We start from the raw sequence: 18,086 nt of genomic DNA, 5'->3' as shown, positions 1-18,086 counted from the left end.
ATGTTTTATGCAAAAATTATCTTATTAATTTTAAAAATTAAGAGTGATTAAGGATTTCAAATGTTTTAATTTTGCAATAAATTAAAAATATATAAAGATATGAGTGCTCATTTTGATTTATCAAAAGAAGAAATGAAGTCTTATGGATATAAAATAGTTGACTTAATTACTGAACATTGGGATATGCTTGAAAGCAAAAAACCTGTAGTTAGTGCTTCAAGAAAAGAAATGGATACTGTTTTCTTACAAGAAGCCCCAGGAGAGGGTATGCCAGCTGAAGATGTTTTAGATTTTGTAATGGATAATGTGATACCTAATAGTATTTTAACATCACACCCAAAGTCGTATTCATTTGTACCTGGTCCTAGTAATTTTATTAGTACTATGGCAGACAGTTTAGCAACTGGATTTAATATTTTTTCAGGAGGTTGGATGGTTTCTCCAGCTGCAGCTGAACTAGAAATAGTAACTATGAACTGGTTACTTAAAATGTACGATTTTCCCGTAGAAAAAGGAGGTGGTATTTTTACTAGTGGTGGTTCTATGGCTAATTTAACTGCTTTAGTAACTGCAAGACGTTTAAAATGTGGAGATAATTTTTCTAAAGCTGTTATTTATTTATCAGATCAAGCTCATTCTTCTAATATAAAAGCTATTCGTGTTTTAGGGTTTAAGAAAGAACAGATTAGAATTTTACCTACAGATTTAGAATTTAGAATAAGCATTAATAAATTAAAAAATGCAATAGCTAAAGATCGATTAGAAGGTTTACAGCCATTTTGTTACATTGCTTCTGCAGGAACAACCAATACAGGAACTGTTGACCCTTTAAACGATATAGCTGATATATGCGAAGAAGAAGATTTATGGATGCATGTTGATGGTGCTTATGGTGGCGCTGCCATTTTAGCTGAAAAGGGAGCAAAAGCTTTACGAGGGATAGAGAGAGCAGATTCACTTACTGTTGATCCACATAAATGGTTTTATCAGCCTTATGAAATAGGGTGTTTGTTAGTAAAAGATGCTTCATGGTTGAGTAATACATTTAGTGAAAAACCTGAGTATTTACGTGATATTGAAGGAAATGAATCTGAAATTAATTTCTATGATTATGGAATTCAATTAACAAGACGTTTTAGAGCATTAAAATTTTACATGTCTATTAAAACTTATGGATTAGATACGTTTAAAAAAGCAGTTACTTATAATATCCAATTAACTGATGACGTTGAAAAGATGTTGCGTAAAAGTAGAAATTGGGAAATTATATCACCAGCAACTTTAGCTGTTATTAATTTTAGATACAATCCACTTGGATTAAATTTATCTGAACAAGAATTAGATGAATTAAATCAAAAAATTTCTAAAAAGGTGATGGAATCTAGGGAAGCATTGTTAGTAACTACAGTTTTAAATAAGCAGGTAGTTTTACGAATGTGTTTAATAAACCCTAAAACTACATTTAAAGATGTTGAGGATACCTTTTTATTGTGTAATTCTTTTGCAGATGAAATTTTAAGTGAAAAGTAAAAAAAAAGAGCTCTTTTAAGAGCTCTTTTTTTTTATCTAACAATTGTTTGTTTTCTGTCTGGACCTACAGATACTATTTTAATAGGTACTTCAGTCTCTTTTTCAATAAAAGAGATATAATCTAATAAATTTTTAGGTAACTCTTCTTTTGTAGTCATTCCTGTTAAATCATTATCCCAACCTTTAAATTCAGTATAAATTGGTTCGATGTTTTCAGGTTCAATATTATATGGTAAATGAGAAATTTCTTCACCTTTATATTTGTAAGAAGTACATACTTTTAAAGTGTCAAAACCTGAAAGTACATCGCCTTTCATCATCATTAACTGTGTAACACCGTTAACTTGAACTGCATATTTTAAAGCAACTAAATCTAACCACCCACATCTACGAGGACGACCAGTTACAGCACCAAATTCACGACCAATTTTAGCCATTTCACTTCCAACTTCATCAAATAATTCAGTAGGGAATGGTCCAGAACCTACACGTGTAGTATATGCTTTGAAAATACCAAAAACTTCTTTAATTTTGTTAGGAGCAATTCCTAAACCAGTACAGGCACCAGAAGCTGTAGTGTTAGAAGAAGTTACAAAAGGATAAGTTCCAAAATCAATGTCTAATAATGAACCTTGGGCTCCTTCTGCTAAGATGGTTTTACCTTCTTTTAAACCTTTGTTTAAATATTCCTCACTATCAATAAATTGTAATTCTTTTAAACGCTCAACAGCAGCAAAGAATTCAATTTCCATTTCTTTTAAATCGTATTGAACATCAACATTATAAAAGCTAATCATAGCTTCATGTTTATTAGCAAGACTTCTGTATTTTTCTTTCCAATTATCTAGTTCTAAATCACCAATTCTAATCCCGTTTCTACCAGTTTTGTCCATATATGTTGGACCAATACCTTTTAATGTAGAACCAATTTTAGCTTTCCCTTTAGAAGCTTCAGAAGCAGCATCTAACAAACGGTGTGTTGGTAAAATTACGTGTGCTTTTCTAGAGATAATTAATTTTGATTTATAATCAAGATCAAATTTATTTAATCCGTCTAATTCTTGTACAAAAACTACAGGATCGATAACCACTCCGTTACCAATTACGTTAATTGATTTGTCATGAAAAATTCCTGAAGGAATAGTTCTTAAAACATGCTTAATACCATCAAACTCTAAAGTGTGTCCAGCATTTGGCCCCCCTTGAAAACGTGCAATAATATCGTAGTTCTTTGTAAGTACATCTACAATTTTACCTTTTCCCTCGTCTCCCCATTGTAATCCGAGTAATAAATCTACTGCCATCTAATTGTGTATTGTTAATAAGTTATTTTGTTGTTGTTAATTTTGTTTCTTTTTTGTTCCGTAGAAGTATAATGAATGGTTATGAATATCAATATCAAAAACTTCTTCAATTGTTTTTTTGATAATTTGTATTCTTGGGTCACAAAACTCTTTTACTTCACCAGTATCGGTTAAAATTACGTGGTCATGATTCTTGTCAAAATAGCTCTTTTCATATCTAGCCATAGATTGTCCATCAAATTGATGTTTTCTCACCAAACCACAATCTAATAGTAAGTCTATTGTATTGTATAGCGTAGCTCTACTAACTCGATAGTTTTTATTTTTCATTTTGATGTATAATGATTCAATATCAAAATGTTCTTCAGCATCATAAATTTCTTGTAAAATGGCGTAACGCTCAGGCGTTTTACGATGTTTATTTTCTTCTAAGTAAGAAGTAAATACTTTTTTTACAATTTCTTGATTTTCTGCAGAGTTATTCATTAATTAGAATTTTACGAAAGGGCAAATTTACGTTTATTTATTGATAAAAAAAGGATGATATTAAAATGATATTTACAAAGTATTAACACGTTCTACTTTTTGTACACCATCAATTCTTTTTATACTGTCAATTAATTTATTTAATTGAGATTTATTTTTTACTCCTAATGTTAAGTTTCCTTCAAATACTCCATCGTCACCAGCAATGTTTATTCCGTATATATAAACATCAGTACTATTAGAAATAATGCGAGTAATATTATTGGCGATGCCTTTTTTATCTATACCAGAAAACTCTAAAGAAGCCTTAAATTCTTGTTGAGTTGAATCTATCCATTTAGCAGGCATTATTCTATAAGCATAATTTGATTGCAATGAAATAGCATTAGGACAATCGTTTTTATGAACTTTAATACCTTCATTTATTGTTACAAATCCAAATACCTTATCACCAGGTATAGGAGTACAGCATTTAGATAAAGTATAATCTAATACTTGTTCATCTTTACCAAAAACTAAAGAGTCAAAGTTGCTAGTTACTTCTTCTTTATCTGTAACGTTTTTACTAGGACTTCTTTTAAAGGTACTTCTAATAAAGCTCATTAAAGGACCACTTCTTTGAGCTAAAAATTCTTTTAGTTTGGTATTATCTATAGCTCCATTACCAACCCTATAAAATAAATCGAAACTTGTTTTTAAGCCAAAGTAATTAGCAATTTCATGAATTGTTTTTTCGCTAGTATTGATTTTTAAGTGTCGAAGTTTACGCATTAATATAGCTTTTCCTTCTTCAGCTATTTTCTTTTCTTCTGCTTTTAAGGCAGATTTTATTTTTGTTCTAGCACGTGCTGTTAAAACAAAATCGAGCCATCTTACATTAGGTTTGTTAATTGCAGCTGTAAGAACTTTAACTTGATCTCCGCTTTTTAATTCGTGACTTAAAGGAACTAGTTTACCATTTACTTTTGCACCACGACATTTAAGACCTACATCTGTATGAACTGAAAAAGCAAAATCTAAAGCAGAAGCACCTTTGGGTAATGATTTTAAGTCTCCATTAGGAGTAAAAACATATATTTCTTTAGCATATAGGTTTAATTTAAAATCTTCAACAAAATCAACTGCATTTATACTTTGGTTTTCTAAAGTTTCTTTTAAACGGTTTAACCAACCATCTAATCCGTTTTCACTAACATTACCTTGTTTATATTTAAAATGAGCAGCATACCCTTTTTCAGCTATTTCATCCATTCTTTGCGAACGAATTTGTACTTCAACCCATTTGGCTTGAGGGCCAATAACAGTTATATGTAATGCTTCATACCCAGTAGATTTTGGTTGTGAAATCCAATCACGTAAACGGGCTGGATTAGGTTTAAAGAAATCTGTTACAATAGAATATATTTTCCAAGCATCAAATTTTTCATCTTTAGATTTTGGTTTGTATATAATTCTAATGGCAAACTTGTCGTATACTTCATCAAAAGTTACATTTTGTTTGCGCATTTTTCTTCTAATAGAGAAAATAGATTTAAAACGACCTTTTATTTCATAAGAAAAAGCTTCTTTATTTAAAGCTTCTTTTAAAACACTTGTAAAGCTGTCAATATATTTTTGTTGATCTTCTTTACTATGTTCAATTTTACTAAGTATATCATTATATACATCAGGTTCAGTATATTTTAAACCTAAATCTTCAAGTTCAGTTTTTATGTTGTATAACCCAAGTCTATGAGCTAAAGGAGCATATATATATAAAGTTTCGGAAGCTATTTTTACCTGTTTATGAGGTGGCATAGAATCCATTGTTTGCATGTTGTGAAGTCTATCAGCAATTTTAATTAAAATTACACGTACATCATCATGGAGTGTAAGTAGCATTTTACGAAAATTCTCAGCTTGAATAGAATAGTCTTGTTCTTTTCTTAAGCTAGAAATTTTAGTTAATCCACTAACAATACGAGCAATGTTTTCACCAAACAAACGCTCCATATCATCAAGAGTATAATGTGTGTCTTCTACAACATCATGGAGTAGTGCAGCAGCAATAGAAGTTGCTCCAAGGCCTATTTCATAAGCAACTATTTTAGCAACAGCAATTGGATGATAAATATAAGGTTCTCCAGTTTTTCTTCGTTGTTCAGAGTGTGCTTCTACAGCAATTTCAAAGGCCTTACGTATAAGCTTTTTATCATCTTCTGAAAGTGTTTGATAAGTTCCTTTAAGTAAATCTTTATATCTATTGGCTATTTCTTTATTTTCCTCTTCTATCGTTGCATTATAACTCATACACGTAAACTTTAATGTTTATAAGGTTTCAAAATGAAAAATAGTATAAAGAATTTTATTGAGCAAGGATTAATTGAAAATGTTCTTTTAACTTGAAATTTTAACTAGTAATACAAGGGAATGTTTAAAATAAACGTACACTGAACATCGTATGACTAATTAAAATATTTTTTAATAAAATTAGTTACTCATTATTTTTGTTGTAAAATAGCTTTAATGAAATTATCAGGAGTGTTTTTAGGTGTTTTGGGAATTGTAATGTTTTCTTCAAAAGCAGTTATGGTTAAAATGGCGTATCAATATAATGTAAGTTCAATTCACTTGTTATTATTTAGAATGTTGTTTTCATTACCTTTTTATATAATCATTTTATTACTAGATAATAGAAAGAGGGAAGTTAAAGTAATTCTAAAAAATAAAGATTATTTATGGTTGTTTTTTTTCGGTTTTATAGGCTATTATTTAGCTAGTTATTTTGATTTTTTAGGGTTACAATATATTGAAGCTAGTTTAGAGAGAATTATCTTATTTGTATATCCAACCTTAGTATTGCTAATTAATAGGTTGTTTTTTAAAGAAAAAGTTACAAAGCATCAAGTTTGGGCAATTCTATTAACATATATCGGAGTTGTTTTAGCCTTTGGTAGTGGAAGTCAAGTTTTTGATTACACCATACTATTAGGAGGAGTATTGGTGTTTTTAAGTGCTTTAACTTATGCTTCTTATTTGGTAGGAAGTGGTTGGTTAATTCCTAGGTTTGGAGTAAAAACATTTACTTCTTATGCAATGATAGTTTCTACAATTTGTGTAGTTATACATTATTTACTAGTAGATAGAACATCTATTTTTATATACCCTAAAGAAGTTTATTATTTAGGATTTCTAATGGCTATTATTGCAACTTTGATTCCTTCTTTTTTAGTGTCATATGCTATTCAAAAAATAGGAGCTTCTAATTTTTCCATTTTAGGAAGTATTGGACCTTTTTCTACTATAGTATTAGCTATAATATTTTTAAATGAATCAATGAGTTTTTGGCAATTTATAGGAGCAATTATTGTTGTTGTAGGAGTTAGGATAGTAGTTAAAAAAAATAAGGGCAATAGTTAAAACTATTACCCTTGAAAATTATTTAATTATAATTGTTATTTTTTTATGAATTTTTTAATGATAGATTTATTTCCATCATTTATATCAAGGATATAAATTCCCTTGTTAAGTTCTGAAACATTAATAGAATTAGAAACACGTCCTTTTTTAATTATTTGACCCAGAGTATTTGATATTCTGTAGTTAGCTTTTCTAAAATCATTTATTTTAATAGAAATAGAATTAGAAGCAGGGTTAGGGTAAATGTCAGCATTAAATAAAGGAGCTTCATTACCTAATTTAGCGTAATTTTTAGTAGTTAAGTTTTTATCATTTCTAGCTGAAGAACTTCCAATGTTAACAGAGTAGTCTTCTACTTCTCCATAAGAGAAAGTTTCACAAGAAGATTGTGCTGCATTCCACTTCATAGAAACTCTCATTCTAGTTTTACCAGCAATAGCTGAAGAAGGAACAGAAAAAGTACTTGTTAAGTTTGCAGAACTAGAAGATGAGCCACTAACAACTTCTTCGTTAGTTTCAAAAGTTCCATTTTGATTAAAATCAATCCAAACTTTCCAGAATTCAGTATATGAAGAACTAGAAAAACCAGCGCTTACAATAATTGTATTATTTCCATAGGTAAGATTACCAGTTTGAGCTGTAAAATCTGCATACCCATTATTATTTCCTGTAACATTTGAAATACCTCCAATGGCTACGTTGTCAATATATTCATAACTAGCATTATTTCCTTTTGAAGAACAATAAGTAACAGTATTTGCTAAAGTTATAATTGTAATGGTGTTGCTTGAAGAAGAAACATTGTTAGCGGCATCTTTAGCTCTTACATAGAAGTTATAACTTGTAGCAGCTGATAAGCCAGTAACATTGAAGTTTGTAGTTGTAACTGTAGTTATTTTTGTTGATCCTTTATATACATCATATCCTGTAACAGCAGTATTATCAGTTGAAGCATTCCAAGATAAATTAACAGATGTTTTTGTAATAGTAGAACCAGTTAAGTTTGATGGAGTAGTAGGTGCTTGAGTATCAGCAGGTGTTCCTCCATCAATAGAATGCAAACCCAAACCATTGAATGTGTCTTTAGAAAGGCTGTTCCATTCTGAAGTTGTATAGTTTGAATTAGGTGATTTGATAGATGATTTTCTTTGTAAAGTTTTATCCTTAGCAAATGTTGAAGAACTAGTTGGATTACCTATTACATCAATTAAAACATTATTTTTAAACAAGCCAACAGCGTCGTTACCATTAAATGATAATACACTAGTATCAGTTTTTTGAGCTTTATTTTTTACAGTTGCAGAAGCGCTTGAATGGGCAATTACATATGTCTTACCATTTGTTAATTGTCCACTTAATGTAAGAGTACTAGTCCATCCACCACCATTAGACGCTTTTTTAAGAGTGTAATTACTTAAATTGATAGTGTTTCCTGTAAAATTCGCAAGCTCAATTGCTTTATTATAAGAAGAACCTTCAATATATTCAGAAATTAATAAATCAGTTGCAGTTCCAGAAGTAGGAGCAGATGTGGTTGTAATATTTACAGTATTACTAGCTATTGATATATTGTTAGCAGCATCTTTAGCTTTAATATAAAAGTTATAACTAGTAGAAGCGTTTAATCCAGTTACCTGATAATTTGTTGAAGTAACTGTAGTTAATTTATTTGAGTTTCTATAAACATCATAGCCAGTAACTCCAGTATTATCAGTTGCTGCATTCCATGATAGGTTTACAGTTGTTTCAGTAATATTTGAAGTAGTTAAATTTGTAGGAGCTGTAGGAGCTTGAGTATCATTTGAGTTTCCATTTCCAAATAAATCTTCTGCTTGTGGACCTCCCCAAATTTTAGTTGCAAAGGCTGGGTTATCAATAAAAGGATTCCTGTTTCCTTGTAAATTTTGAATAATTGGGTTTCGTTGCTTCTCAAAATTAGAAACAGGGTCTTCTGCATTCCATTGTAATAATAAGCTAATCATGTTTGCGTCTGAAGCAGCAGCAGTACCTATAGCAACATTTTTTGGTAAACATTGACTACCGTATCTTAAATACATATACATCATCATACGAGCAACATCACCTTTCCATTCATCTCCAGGATACCATCCTCCAGAAGAATCTCCTGCGTTACCTGAACCTTGAGCAAATTTCTTACTACTTCTTTGTGAGTTGAAAGAAATATCTGCTGGTCTTAAATGATGAACATCAGCACCAGCCCCCGAAGTACCTAAGTTTGGATTTCCTAATGATTTTGGATATACATGTTCTCTGTTCCATTGAGATCCTGCACTACCACCATTATCATCTTTACTTCTAGTTCTGTCAGTAACATAATTACCATCAGAATCACTATAACCATAAATTAAGACAACTTTAGAGTTATTGGTTAAATCAAGGTCTGTTTGTTTTAAAGCATCCCAAACACCTGGAGTGTAAGTTAAGTTTGTAGCGTGTGTGCTAATAATTTTTGTAGCCAAAGCATCTTTTAAAGATGTTCCGGTTTGGTTCAAATTCACATCATTATAATAAGAAGGAATTTGAGAGAAAACTGCAAATGACATTAAGAGCAGTGTGTAGAAGGGTAATAATTTTTTCATGTGAAAATCTATTTGTTAAATTTTTTAAAAATGCTCACAAAGTAAAGAAAAAGAAAGCTGTCTAATGTTATTAAAAGGTTAATAACGAGACAAGTATAAACATAGGTTTAAGTGAATGGTTTTTTGTTTTAATTTATGTAAATTTGCAGGCTAAATCCGAGATTTAAAAGATGAAGATATCATATAATTGGTTACGACAATTTTTACAAGTAGAAAAAGAAGCTGAAAGTACGGGAGAACTATTAACAGATTTAGGCCTTGAAGTTGAAGGAATAGAGATAGTTGAAAGTATAAAAGGAAGCTTAAAAGGTGTTGTTGTAGGTAAGGTTTTAACTTGTGAAAAGCATCCGAATGCCGATAAGTTAAATGTAACAACTGTTGATTTAGGAGGTGATGCACCTCTTCAAATTGTATGTGGTGCTCCAAATGTGGCAGTAGGACAAAAAGTTCCTGTAGCTACTATTGGAACTATGTTGTATAATGATAATGGAGAAGGGTTTAAGATTAAAAAAGGAAAAATAAGAGGAGAAGAGAGTCATGGAATGATATGTGCCGAAGACGAATTAGGTTTAGGTAAAGGACATGATGGTATAATGGTTTTAGCAGAAAACTTAGAAGTAGGTACTCCTTGTGCTGAAGTTTTTGAAATTGAAACTGATTATGTTTTTGAAATAGGTTTAACACCAAACCGAGCAGATGCCATGAGTCATTATGGAGTAGCAAGAGACTTGCGTGCTGGTTTAATTCAACAAGGAACAAGTTTAGAGTTAATATCGCCTTCTGTTTCAGATTTTCATGTAGATGAGCGTACTTTAAAAATAGATATTGAAGTTGAAAATAAAGAGTTAGTTCCTCGTTATTGTGGTATTACAATTACTGATGTAGAAGTAAAAGAATCACCTGAGTGGATTAAAAACAAATTAAAAGCAATTGGATTATCACCTAAAAACAATATAGTAGATATTACAAATTATGTTTTACATGAATTAGGACAACCATTACACGCTTTTGATACTTCAAAAATTAAAGGGAATAAAGTTGTTGTTAAAAATTTAGAAGAAGGAACTAAGTTTGTAACTTTAGACGAAGTTGAAAGAGAGTTGTCTTCTGAAGATATTATGATTTGTGATATTGATAATAATCCTTTATGTATTGGAGGAGTATTTGGAGGTATTAAATCTGGTGTTACTGAGCATACTACTAGTATTTTCTTAGAAAGCGCATATTTTAACCCTGTTTCTATTCGTAAGACAGCTAAAAGACATGCTTTAAACACAGATGCTTCTTTTCGTTTCGAAAGAGGTATTGATATTAATATGACAGAGTATGCTTTAAAAAGAGCAGCGTTATTAATAGAGAAATATGCAGGAGGAAAATTATCTTCTGATGTTTTAGACTTTTATCCTGAAAAACTTGAAGATTTTCAAGTGTTTTTATCTTTTGAAAATACCTATAGGTTAATAGGACAAGAAATTCCTAAAGAATCAATAAAAAATATTTTAGCATCTTTAGATATTAAAATAAATAGTTCAACAGAGGCTGGTTTAGGATTAACTATTCCGTCTTACAGAGTTGATGTACAACGTGAAGCTGATATTATTGAAGAAATTTTAAGAGTTTATGGATATAATAATATTGAATTTTCACACAAGTTAAATACTTCAATTTCATTTGATAGTGATAAAGAAACTAAAATTGAAAATATCACAGCTAATCAATTAACAGCATTAGGGTTTAATGAAACTATGGCTAACTCTTTAACAAAGGAAGATTATGTTTCTTTATCTGAGAATTTAAACTCTGATAATAATGTAGAGATGTTAAATCCTTTGAGTAATGATTTGAAAGTAATGCGTCAGTCATTATTGTTTAGTGGTTTAGAAAGTGTAGCTTATAATATAAACAGAAAGCAAAATGCTTTAAAATTTTATGAATTCGGAAAAACATATCATAAATATGAAAGTGGTTACCAAGAAGATAAGCATTTAACCTTATTTATAACTGGAAATAGAACAAAAGATAGTTGGAAAACAACAAATCAGTTATCTGAATTCTTTTATTTAAAAGGAATAGTAACCTCTTTATTAGCCAGATTAGGAGTAACCGCTTTAAAAACTACACCCGTAAAAACTGATGTTTTTTCAGAAGGTATTGTATTAAGTGTAGGGAAAATAAAATTAGTAGAACTTGGAGTCGTAAAAAGAACTATTTTAAAAGAGTTTTCTATTAAACAAGAGGTGTTGTTTGCTGATTTTAATTGGCAGAATGTATTAAAGTTAGTAGGTAATAAAAAGCTTAAAGTTTCTGAATTACCTAAATTTCCATCTGTAAAGCGTGATTTAGCATTATTATTAGATAATAAAATTGAGTTTAAAGAAATTTATAACTTAGCATTTCAATCAGAAAGGAAACTATTAAAAGAAGTAGATTTGTTTGATGTGTATGAAGGTGATAAATTACCTGAAGGTAAAAAATCATATGCAGTTAGTTTTTTATTACAAGATGAGAGTAAAACATTAGCAGATAAACAAATTGATAAAATAATGCAGAAGTTACAGCAAACATTCGAGAAGAATTTAGATGCTGTATTAAGATAATTTAAAAACTCCATTGATTTGGAGTTTTTTTGTACCTAATTAAAAACAATCAGCAGGCTAATGCTAATTGGTTGTGTGTTAAATTAAAAATAAATGTATAAATTAATTATTCGTCCAGTTTTTTTTCTTTTTGATCCAGAAAAGATACACCACTTTACTTTTTCATTAGTAAGGTTTTTATCAAAAATACCATTAGTCTCTTCAGTTTTTAGAGGTTTATATCAAGTTAATGATAAAAAATTAGAAAGAAATTTATTTGGGTTAACATTTAAAAACCCAGTAGGTTTAGCAGCAGGATTTGATAAAAATGCAGTATTATACAATGAATTAGCTGATTTTGGATTTGGTTTTGTTGAAATTGGTACTGTTACACCAAAAGGACAAGTTGGGAATCCTAAAAAAAGATTATTTCGTTTAAAAGACGATCAAGGAATTATTAATCGAATGGGATTTAATAATGATGGTTTAGAGTCAGCAATTAAGCAATTAAAAAAGAATAAAGGTAAAATAATTATTGGTGGAAACATTGGTAAAAATACTGATACTGCTCCTGAGAATTATACAGAAGATTATATAACTTGTTTTAAAGAGTTACATCCTTATGTTAACTATTTTGTGTTGAATGTTAGTTGCCCTAATGTAGGAAGTCATGCAAAGTTAAACGACAAAGAGTATTTGTTAGAGTTGATTTCTGAAGTTCAAAAATTAAATAATAAAGAAAAAATACAAAGACCTATTCTATTAAAAATAGCGCCAGATTTAAATAATAATCAGCTAGATGAAATTGTAGATTTGGTTAATGAAACTAAAATAGATGGAGTAATAGCATCAAATACATCTATAGATAGAGAAGGGTTAAAAGCGTCAAAAGAAAGATTGGAAGAAATTGGTAATGGAGGAGTTAGTGGACAACCAGTTAAAAATAAAAGTACAAAAACAATTAAGTATTTGTCTGATAAATCAAATAAATCATTTCCAATTATTGGGGTTGGTGGTATTCATTCTGAAAAAGATGCTTTAGAAAAAATTGAAGCAGGAGCAGATTTAGTACAAATATATACTGGGTTTATTTATGAAGGTCCTAGTTTAGTTAAGCGAATAAATAAAGCTATTCTAAAAAAATCTTAAAAAAGAAAGTTTAGTTTCTTATTAAAAACCCCATAGTGTTAAGCTATGGGGTTTCTAATTTTAATAATATTGAAACACAAATGTTTTTATAAAGAAAATTAATAATACTATATTCATGTTTTAAAAAGTAAATCATCATTTATGAATTCAAAAAAAGAATACGATTTAATTTGTGTTGGAGGCGGAATTATGAGTGCTAATTTAGCATTATTAGCAAAATTATTAAACCCTGAAATCAAAATCTTAATTTTAGAAAAATTAAATGATGTAGCCCAAGAAAGTTCTGCTGCATGGAATAACGCAGGAACAGGTCATTCTGCTCTATGTGAGTTGAATTATTGCCCAGAAAATCAAGATGGAACTATATCTATTGAAAAAGCAATCAAAATTTGTAAAGAGTATGAAATATCTAAACAATTTTGGGCTTATTTAGTTGAAGAAAAATTGATAGATGTTCCTGAAAACTTTGTAAAACCAGTTAAGCACCATAGTTGGGTTTTGGGTAAAATGAATAGTGATTATTTAGAAAAACGATATAAAGTGTTTAAAGAACATTATATGTTTGATTCAATTGAGTTTACAAGAGATCCAGAAAAAATGAAGGAATGGTTTCCTTTAATTATTAAAAATAGAGAGGGAAATGAAGTAATGGCAGCTTCAAGGATAGATAGAGGTACCGAGGTGAATTATGGAGTGTTGACAAAAAAAATATTTAAAATATTAGAAGAAAAATATGATACACCAGTACATTGTAATTATGAGGTTTTAGATATTGATCCTGATCCAGAAATTGATTGGACAGTAGAAGTAAAAAATACTAAAACTGGAAAAATAAAAAATATAGATGCTGAACATGTATTTATAGGAGCTGGGGGAGGGAGTTTATTATTGTTACAAAAAGTAGAAATTGATGAAAAAGAAGGATATGGAGGTTTTCCTGTAAGTGGTGAATGGCTAGTTTGTAATAATGAAGAAATTATAAAACAGCACGAAGCTAAAGTGTATAGTAAAGCTGGTATTGGTGATCCACCTATGTCAACCCCACATTTAGATACTCGTTACATAGATGGGGAAAAACAATTGATGTTTGGTCCTTTTGCAGGGTTTAGCCCTAAGTTTTTAAAGAAAGGTTCTAATTTAGATTTATTTAAATCCATCCAGTTTGATAATATACCTTCAATGTTGGGTGCTTTTTGGCATAATTTACCTTTAACTAAATATTTGGTAGAACAAGTAATGATGGATAAAGAAGATAGAATGGAATCATTAAGAAAGTTTATAAAAAAAGCAAAAAGCGAAGATTGGGATGTTATGAAAGCAGGTCAACGTGTTCAAATTATAAAAAAAGACGAATATGAAGGTGGAAAATTACAGTTTGGAACAGAAGTAATAAGTAGTAAAAACGGAAGTATAACATGTTTGCTAGGAGCATCACCAGGAGCATCTACAGCAACTTCAATTATGTTGTCGGTATTAGAAAAAGCTTTCCCCGAAATATTAACTACTTCAAAAGTAAAAATAATGTTAGAAAAAATGGTGCCTTTTTATAAAACTGAAATTTCAGAAGAGAAATTTAAAAAACAACTAAAACAAGTTAAGCAAACATTAAAATTATAAAAAGAATCTTTTTAAATTAGCCAAAAAAATAAGAATAAAAAGAATGATTGAGATTCTAATATCTTTTGTGTTTGCAACAGCAACGCTTGCTTTTTCTCCAGGTCCTGATAATATTTTTGTTCTTACTCAAAGTATAGTGAATGGAAAAAAATATGGTTTAGCAACTGTAATTGGATTAATGACAGGATGTATTATTCATACAACTTTGGTTGCTTTTGGGGTTTCTGAAGTAATTAAAAGAAATGAAAATCTATTTTTTATAATAAAACTTTTCGGAGCGGCTTATTTATTATATTTAGCTTTTAAAGTATATAAAAGTGATGCTAAAATTGCATTTTCAACTGAAAACGTACAACAAAAAACAACTTTTCAATTATTTAAAACCGGCTTTTGGATGAATGTATTAAATCCTAAAGTAACGATTTTCTTTTTAGCCTTTTTTCCACAATTTTTGTTTTCTAAATCAATGTCAACAGTATTACAGTTTTATATACTAGGAGGAGTGTTTATTATTACTTCTTTTATTATTTTTTCAGGAATAGCAATTTTGGCAGGTTCAATATCTAGTTATTTAAAACAAAATGATAAAGTAGGAGTGTATTTAAAATGGGCACAGATTGTTGTTTTTATAGGTATTGCTGCTCTGATATTAATTTAGGAGAAAGATATTCATATACTGTTTCTAATCAAAAACAGTATCAAAAGCAATTTCAGATTGAATATATGGCTTTCTTATTAGCTGAGTAAAGACTTATTTATTTTTAGTAGTTAGTTGTTATTCTATTTAATTTTCTGCATTGATTTTTTTTAAGTAAATCTTTTAGTTATATAATTATAACTAATGCTATCCTATACCTAAAAACTAGCTACTTGTTTTATAGATATTAAGTTTAAGAGTATTAAAGTTTTTGTTTAAAAGTTTTATTGGTCTTTTTTGTAGGCTTATCGAAAAAAATCCAGTTTCATCGTTTTAGATAAAAATTCACTTCTATTCCTAAATAGTTTTGTCATGTAATTTAAAATTAAATAACAAATGAGATTATATTTAGGTGTGTTACTTGGCTTATTTACTTTGATAATCCATGCACAACAAAATAGTTATACCTTAAGTGGTTATGTTAAAGATAAAGCTTCAGGAGAAAACTTATGGGGTGTTAATATAGTATTGGGTGCTTCAAAAGGAACAACAACAAATGACTATGGTTTTTATTCTATAACTTTAAAAGAAGGAACCTATAAATTATTGGTTACTTATGTGGGTTTTGGTGCTATTGAAAAAACAATTGTTTTAGATAAAGATAAAAAAGTGGACCTCCAATTAGATGAAGATTCTTCTCAGCTTGAAGAAGTTGTTATTACATCCTCCCAGGCAACAAAAAATATTAAGTCAACAGAAATGAGTGTGGTATCACTAAAAACTTCTACCATAAAAAAGTTACCTACTGGTTTAGGAGAAGTAGATATTTTAAAATCTATACAGTTACTGCCAGGAGTGTCAAACGTAAGTGAAGGGTCTACAGGTTTTAATGTAAGAGGAGGTACTGCTGATCAAAATTTAATTCTATTAGATGAGGCTACCATTTTTAATGCATCACATTTACTAGGGTTATTTTCAGTTTTTAATGCTGATGTTATAAAAGATGTAAAACTATACAAAGGAGCTATACCTGCTACTTTTGGAGGTAGGTTATCATCTGTTTTGGATATTAAACAGCGTGAGGGAAATCTTAAAAAATTTAATGGAGAATTGGGAATAGGACTTATTTCTAGTCGAGGTTTAATACAGGGGCCTATTAATAAAGGAGATAAAGAAGAAGGTAGAGGAAGTTATATTCTTGCAGGTAGAACGTCATATATTGATTTATTTGCATCTTTATCTGAAGATTTAAAGGATACTAAAGTATCTTTTTATGATATTAATATGAAAGTGAATTATAATCTAAACAAAAAAAATAGATTATTTCTTTCTGGTTATTTTGGTAGAGATAATTTTGAAATTAAAAATGTTGTAGGAAATAATTATGGAAATACTTCATTAACATTACGTTGGACTAGCGAACTAAGTGAAAAGTTATTTTTTCAATCTTCTGCAGTATATAGTAAATATGATTATAAAATAGATGCTTTAACTTCAGGGGCTGAATATCGTTGGAAATCTAATATAACTAACTATAACTTTAAACCAAGGTTAAATTGGTTTATGGGGTCAGGAAATACATTGAAAACTGGTGTAGATTTTACGTACTATAATTTTAATCCAGGTGAAATTGAATCACTTAATAATTCATCTGTTACTTCTCAAAAATTTCAAGATAAATTTGCTTTAGAATTTGCTCCGTATGTTGATTTTAAAAATAAAATTTCAGATAATTTGAGTTTACAATATGGTTTAAGATGGTCAAATTTTAAACGTATTGGTAACGAAAAAATAGCTGTTTATGAAAATGGTAGCCCACTTTCATATAATACTACTTTAGATCTGTTTGATGAAAATAAGGTTATAAAAGAAATAAACTATGCATCTGGAGATGTTATTAAAAGCTTTAATAATTTTGAACCTCGAATTTCAGCTCGTTACTTATGGAATGGTAGTAATTCAATTAAAGTTAGTTATAATAAAAATTATCAATACCTACATTTAATATCTAATTCAGCATCGGCAACTCCATTAGATATATGGGCACCTAGTGGTCCTTTTTTGAAACCACAATCTTCTAACCAATTTGCTATTGGTTATTTTAAAACTTTAAAAAATAATGCATACGATTTTAGCATTGAGACTTATTATAAAGATTTAAATGATGTTACTGATTTTGTAGATGGTGCAGATTTACTTTTTGAAGATAATATAGAAACACAAGTTGTACAAGGAAATGGGCGTGCTTATGGTTTAGAGTTTTTATTGAATAAAAACAAAGGTCGATTAACAGGCTGGTTAAGTTATACATTAGCTAAAACAGAAAGAAAAATATTAGGTATTAATAACAATGCGTACTATCCTTCAAATAGTGATCAATTACATGAGTTAAATTTAGTAGGAATGTATAAACTAAATAAACGATGGGATTTCGGTGCTAATTTTGTTTTTGGCTCTGGAAAACCAATAACATATCCTACAGGGAAATTTGTACAAAATGGGTTGATCGTTGCTGATTATGATGGAAGAAATGGAAACCGATTACCAGCTTTTCATAAGCTAGATATTTCTGCTACGCTAAACCCTAAAAAGGGTAATAGAGGTAAATGGATTTTTAGCATTGCAAATCTTTACAATAGAAAGAATGCTTCAACTATTTACTTTAGAGAAAAGGTAGAAACAATTAATGATATTGATGTTAGTGCGGGTAGAACTGAAGCTAGTAAATTCTCATTTTTAGGGATAGTTCCTTCAGTAACATATGAATATAAATTTTAAAAAAACAATT

The 18,086-nt window shown here is 29.4% G+C and carries 11 protein-coding genes; 7 read left to right on the top strand and 4 right to left on the bottom strand.

Annotated elements, in window-relative coordinates; translation table 11 throughout:
• Positions 1-99 precede the first annotated feature (99 nt).
• A complete protein-coding gene (locus DS884_RS14635; protein WP_113787263.1) occupies positions 100-1,530 on the top strand; it encodes a pyridoxal phosphate-dependent decarboxylase family protein in 1,431 nt (476 codons plus the stop codon).
• 32 nt (positions 1,531-1,562) lie between these two features.
• Here DS884_RS14635 and DS884_RS14630 read toward each other — a convergent pair whose 3' ends face one another.
• The 3 genes from DS884_RS14630 to DS884_RS14620 form a co-directional block, all read right to left on the bottom strand.
• Entirely contained in the window at positions 1,563-2,834 is a 1,272-nt protein-coding gene (locus DS884_RS14630; protein ID WP_113787262.1) for an adenylosuccinate synthase, read from the bottom strand.
• A gap of 36 nt (positions 2,835-2,870) precedes the next feature.
• Positions 2,871-3,320 (bottom strand): Fur family transcriptional regulator, encoded by a 450-nt coding sequence (locus DS884_RS14625; RefSeq protein ID WP_093871348.1) that lies wholly within the window; start codon positions 3,318-3,320, stop codon positions 2,871-2,873.
• Between the two features lie 72 nt (positions 3,321-3,392).
• Entirely contained in the window at positions 3,393-5,609 is a 2,217-nt protein-coding gene (locus tag DS884_RS14620; protein ID WP_093871347.1) for a RelA/SpoT family protein, read from the bottom strand.
• 216 nt (positions 5,610-5,825) lie between these two features.
• Here DS884_RS14620 and DS884_RS14615 point away from each other — a divergent pair, with 216 nt between their 5' ends.
• The gene (locus DS884_RS14615; RefSeq protein WP_113787261.1) at positions 5,826-6,719 is read left to right on the top strand and encodes a DMT family transporter; all 894 of its coding nucleotides are present in this window, start codon (positions 5,826-5,828) and stop codon (positions 6,717-6,719) included.
• Positions 6,720-6,754: 35 nt separating this feature from the next.
• Here the strand turns inward: DS884_RS14615 and DS884_RS14610 are convergent, their stop codons facing one another.
• Positions 6,755-9,319: an endonuclease gene (locus DS884_RS14610; RefSeq protein ID WP_113787260.1), complete on the bottom strand. Its 2,565-nt coding sequence runs from the start codon at positions 9,317-9,319 to the stop codon at positions 6,755-6,757.
• Between the two features lie 170 nt (positions 9,320-9,489).
• On the opposite strand from DS884_RS14610, the gene pheT reads away from it, so the two are divergent.
• From pheT to DS884_RS14585, 5 genes are all read left to right on the top strand, one after another.
• Entirely contained in the window at positions 9,490-11,916 is a 2,427-nt protein-coding gene (gene pheT, locus DS884_RS14605; RefSeq protein ID WP_113787259.1) for a phenylalanine--tRNA ligase subunit beta, read from the top strand.
• A gap of 93 nt (positions 11,917-12,009) precedes the next feature.
• A complete protein-coding gene (locus DS884_RS14600) occupies positions 12,010-13,044 on the top strand; it encodes a quinone-dependent dihydroorotate dehydrogenase (RefSeq protein WP_093871343.1) in 1,035 nt (344 codons plus the stop codon).
• A 141-nt stretch (positions 13,045-13,185) separates the two neighbouring features.
• Positions 13,186-14,661 (top strand): malate dehydrogenase (quinone), encoded by a 1,476-nt coding sequence (mqo, locus tag DS884_RS14595; RefSeq protein WP_113787258.1) that lies wholly within the window; start codon positions 13,186-13,188, stop codon positions 14,659-14,661.
• 43 nt (positions 14,662-14,704) lie between these two features.
• A complete protein-coding gene (locus DS884_RS14590; RefSeq protein ID WP_113787257.1) occupies positions 14,705-15,319 on the top strand; it encodes a LysE family translocator in 615 nt (204 codons plus the stop codon).
• 375 nt (positions 15,320-15,694) lie between these two features.
• Entirely contained in the window at positions 15,695-18,076 is a 2,382-nt protein-coding gene (locus tag DS884_RS14585; protein ID WP_113787256.1) for a TonB-dependent receptor, read from the top strand.
• Positions 18,077-18,086 lie beyond the last annotated feature (10 nt).

This window comes from Tenacibaculum sp. E3R01 (assembly GCF_003318185.1).
Taxonomy (GTDB): Bacteria; Bacteroidota; Bacteroidia; order Flavobacteriales; family Flavobacteriaceae; genus Polaribacter; species Polaribacter halocynthiae.
This window is presented reverse-complemented; position numbering and strand designations above follow the sequence as displayed.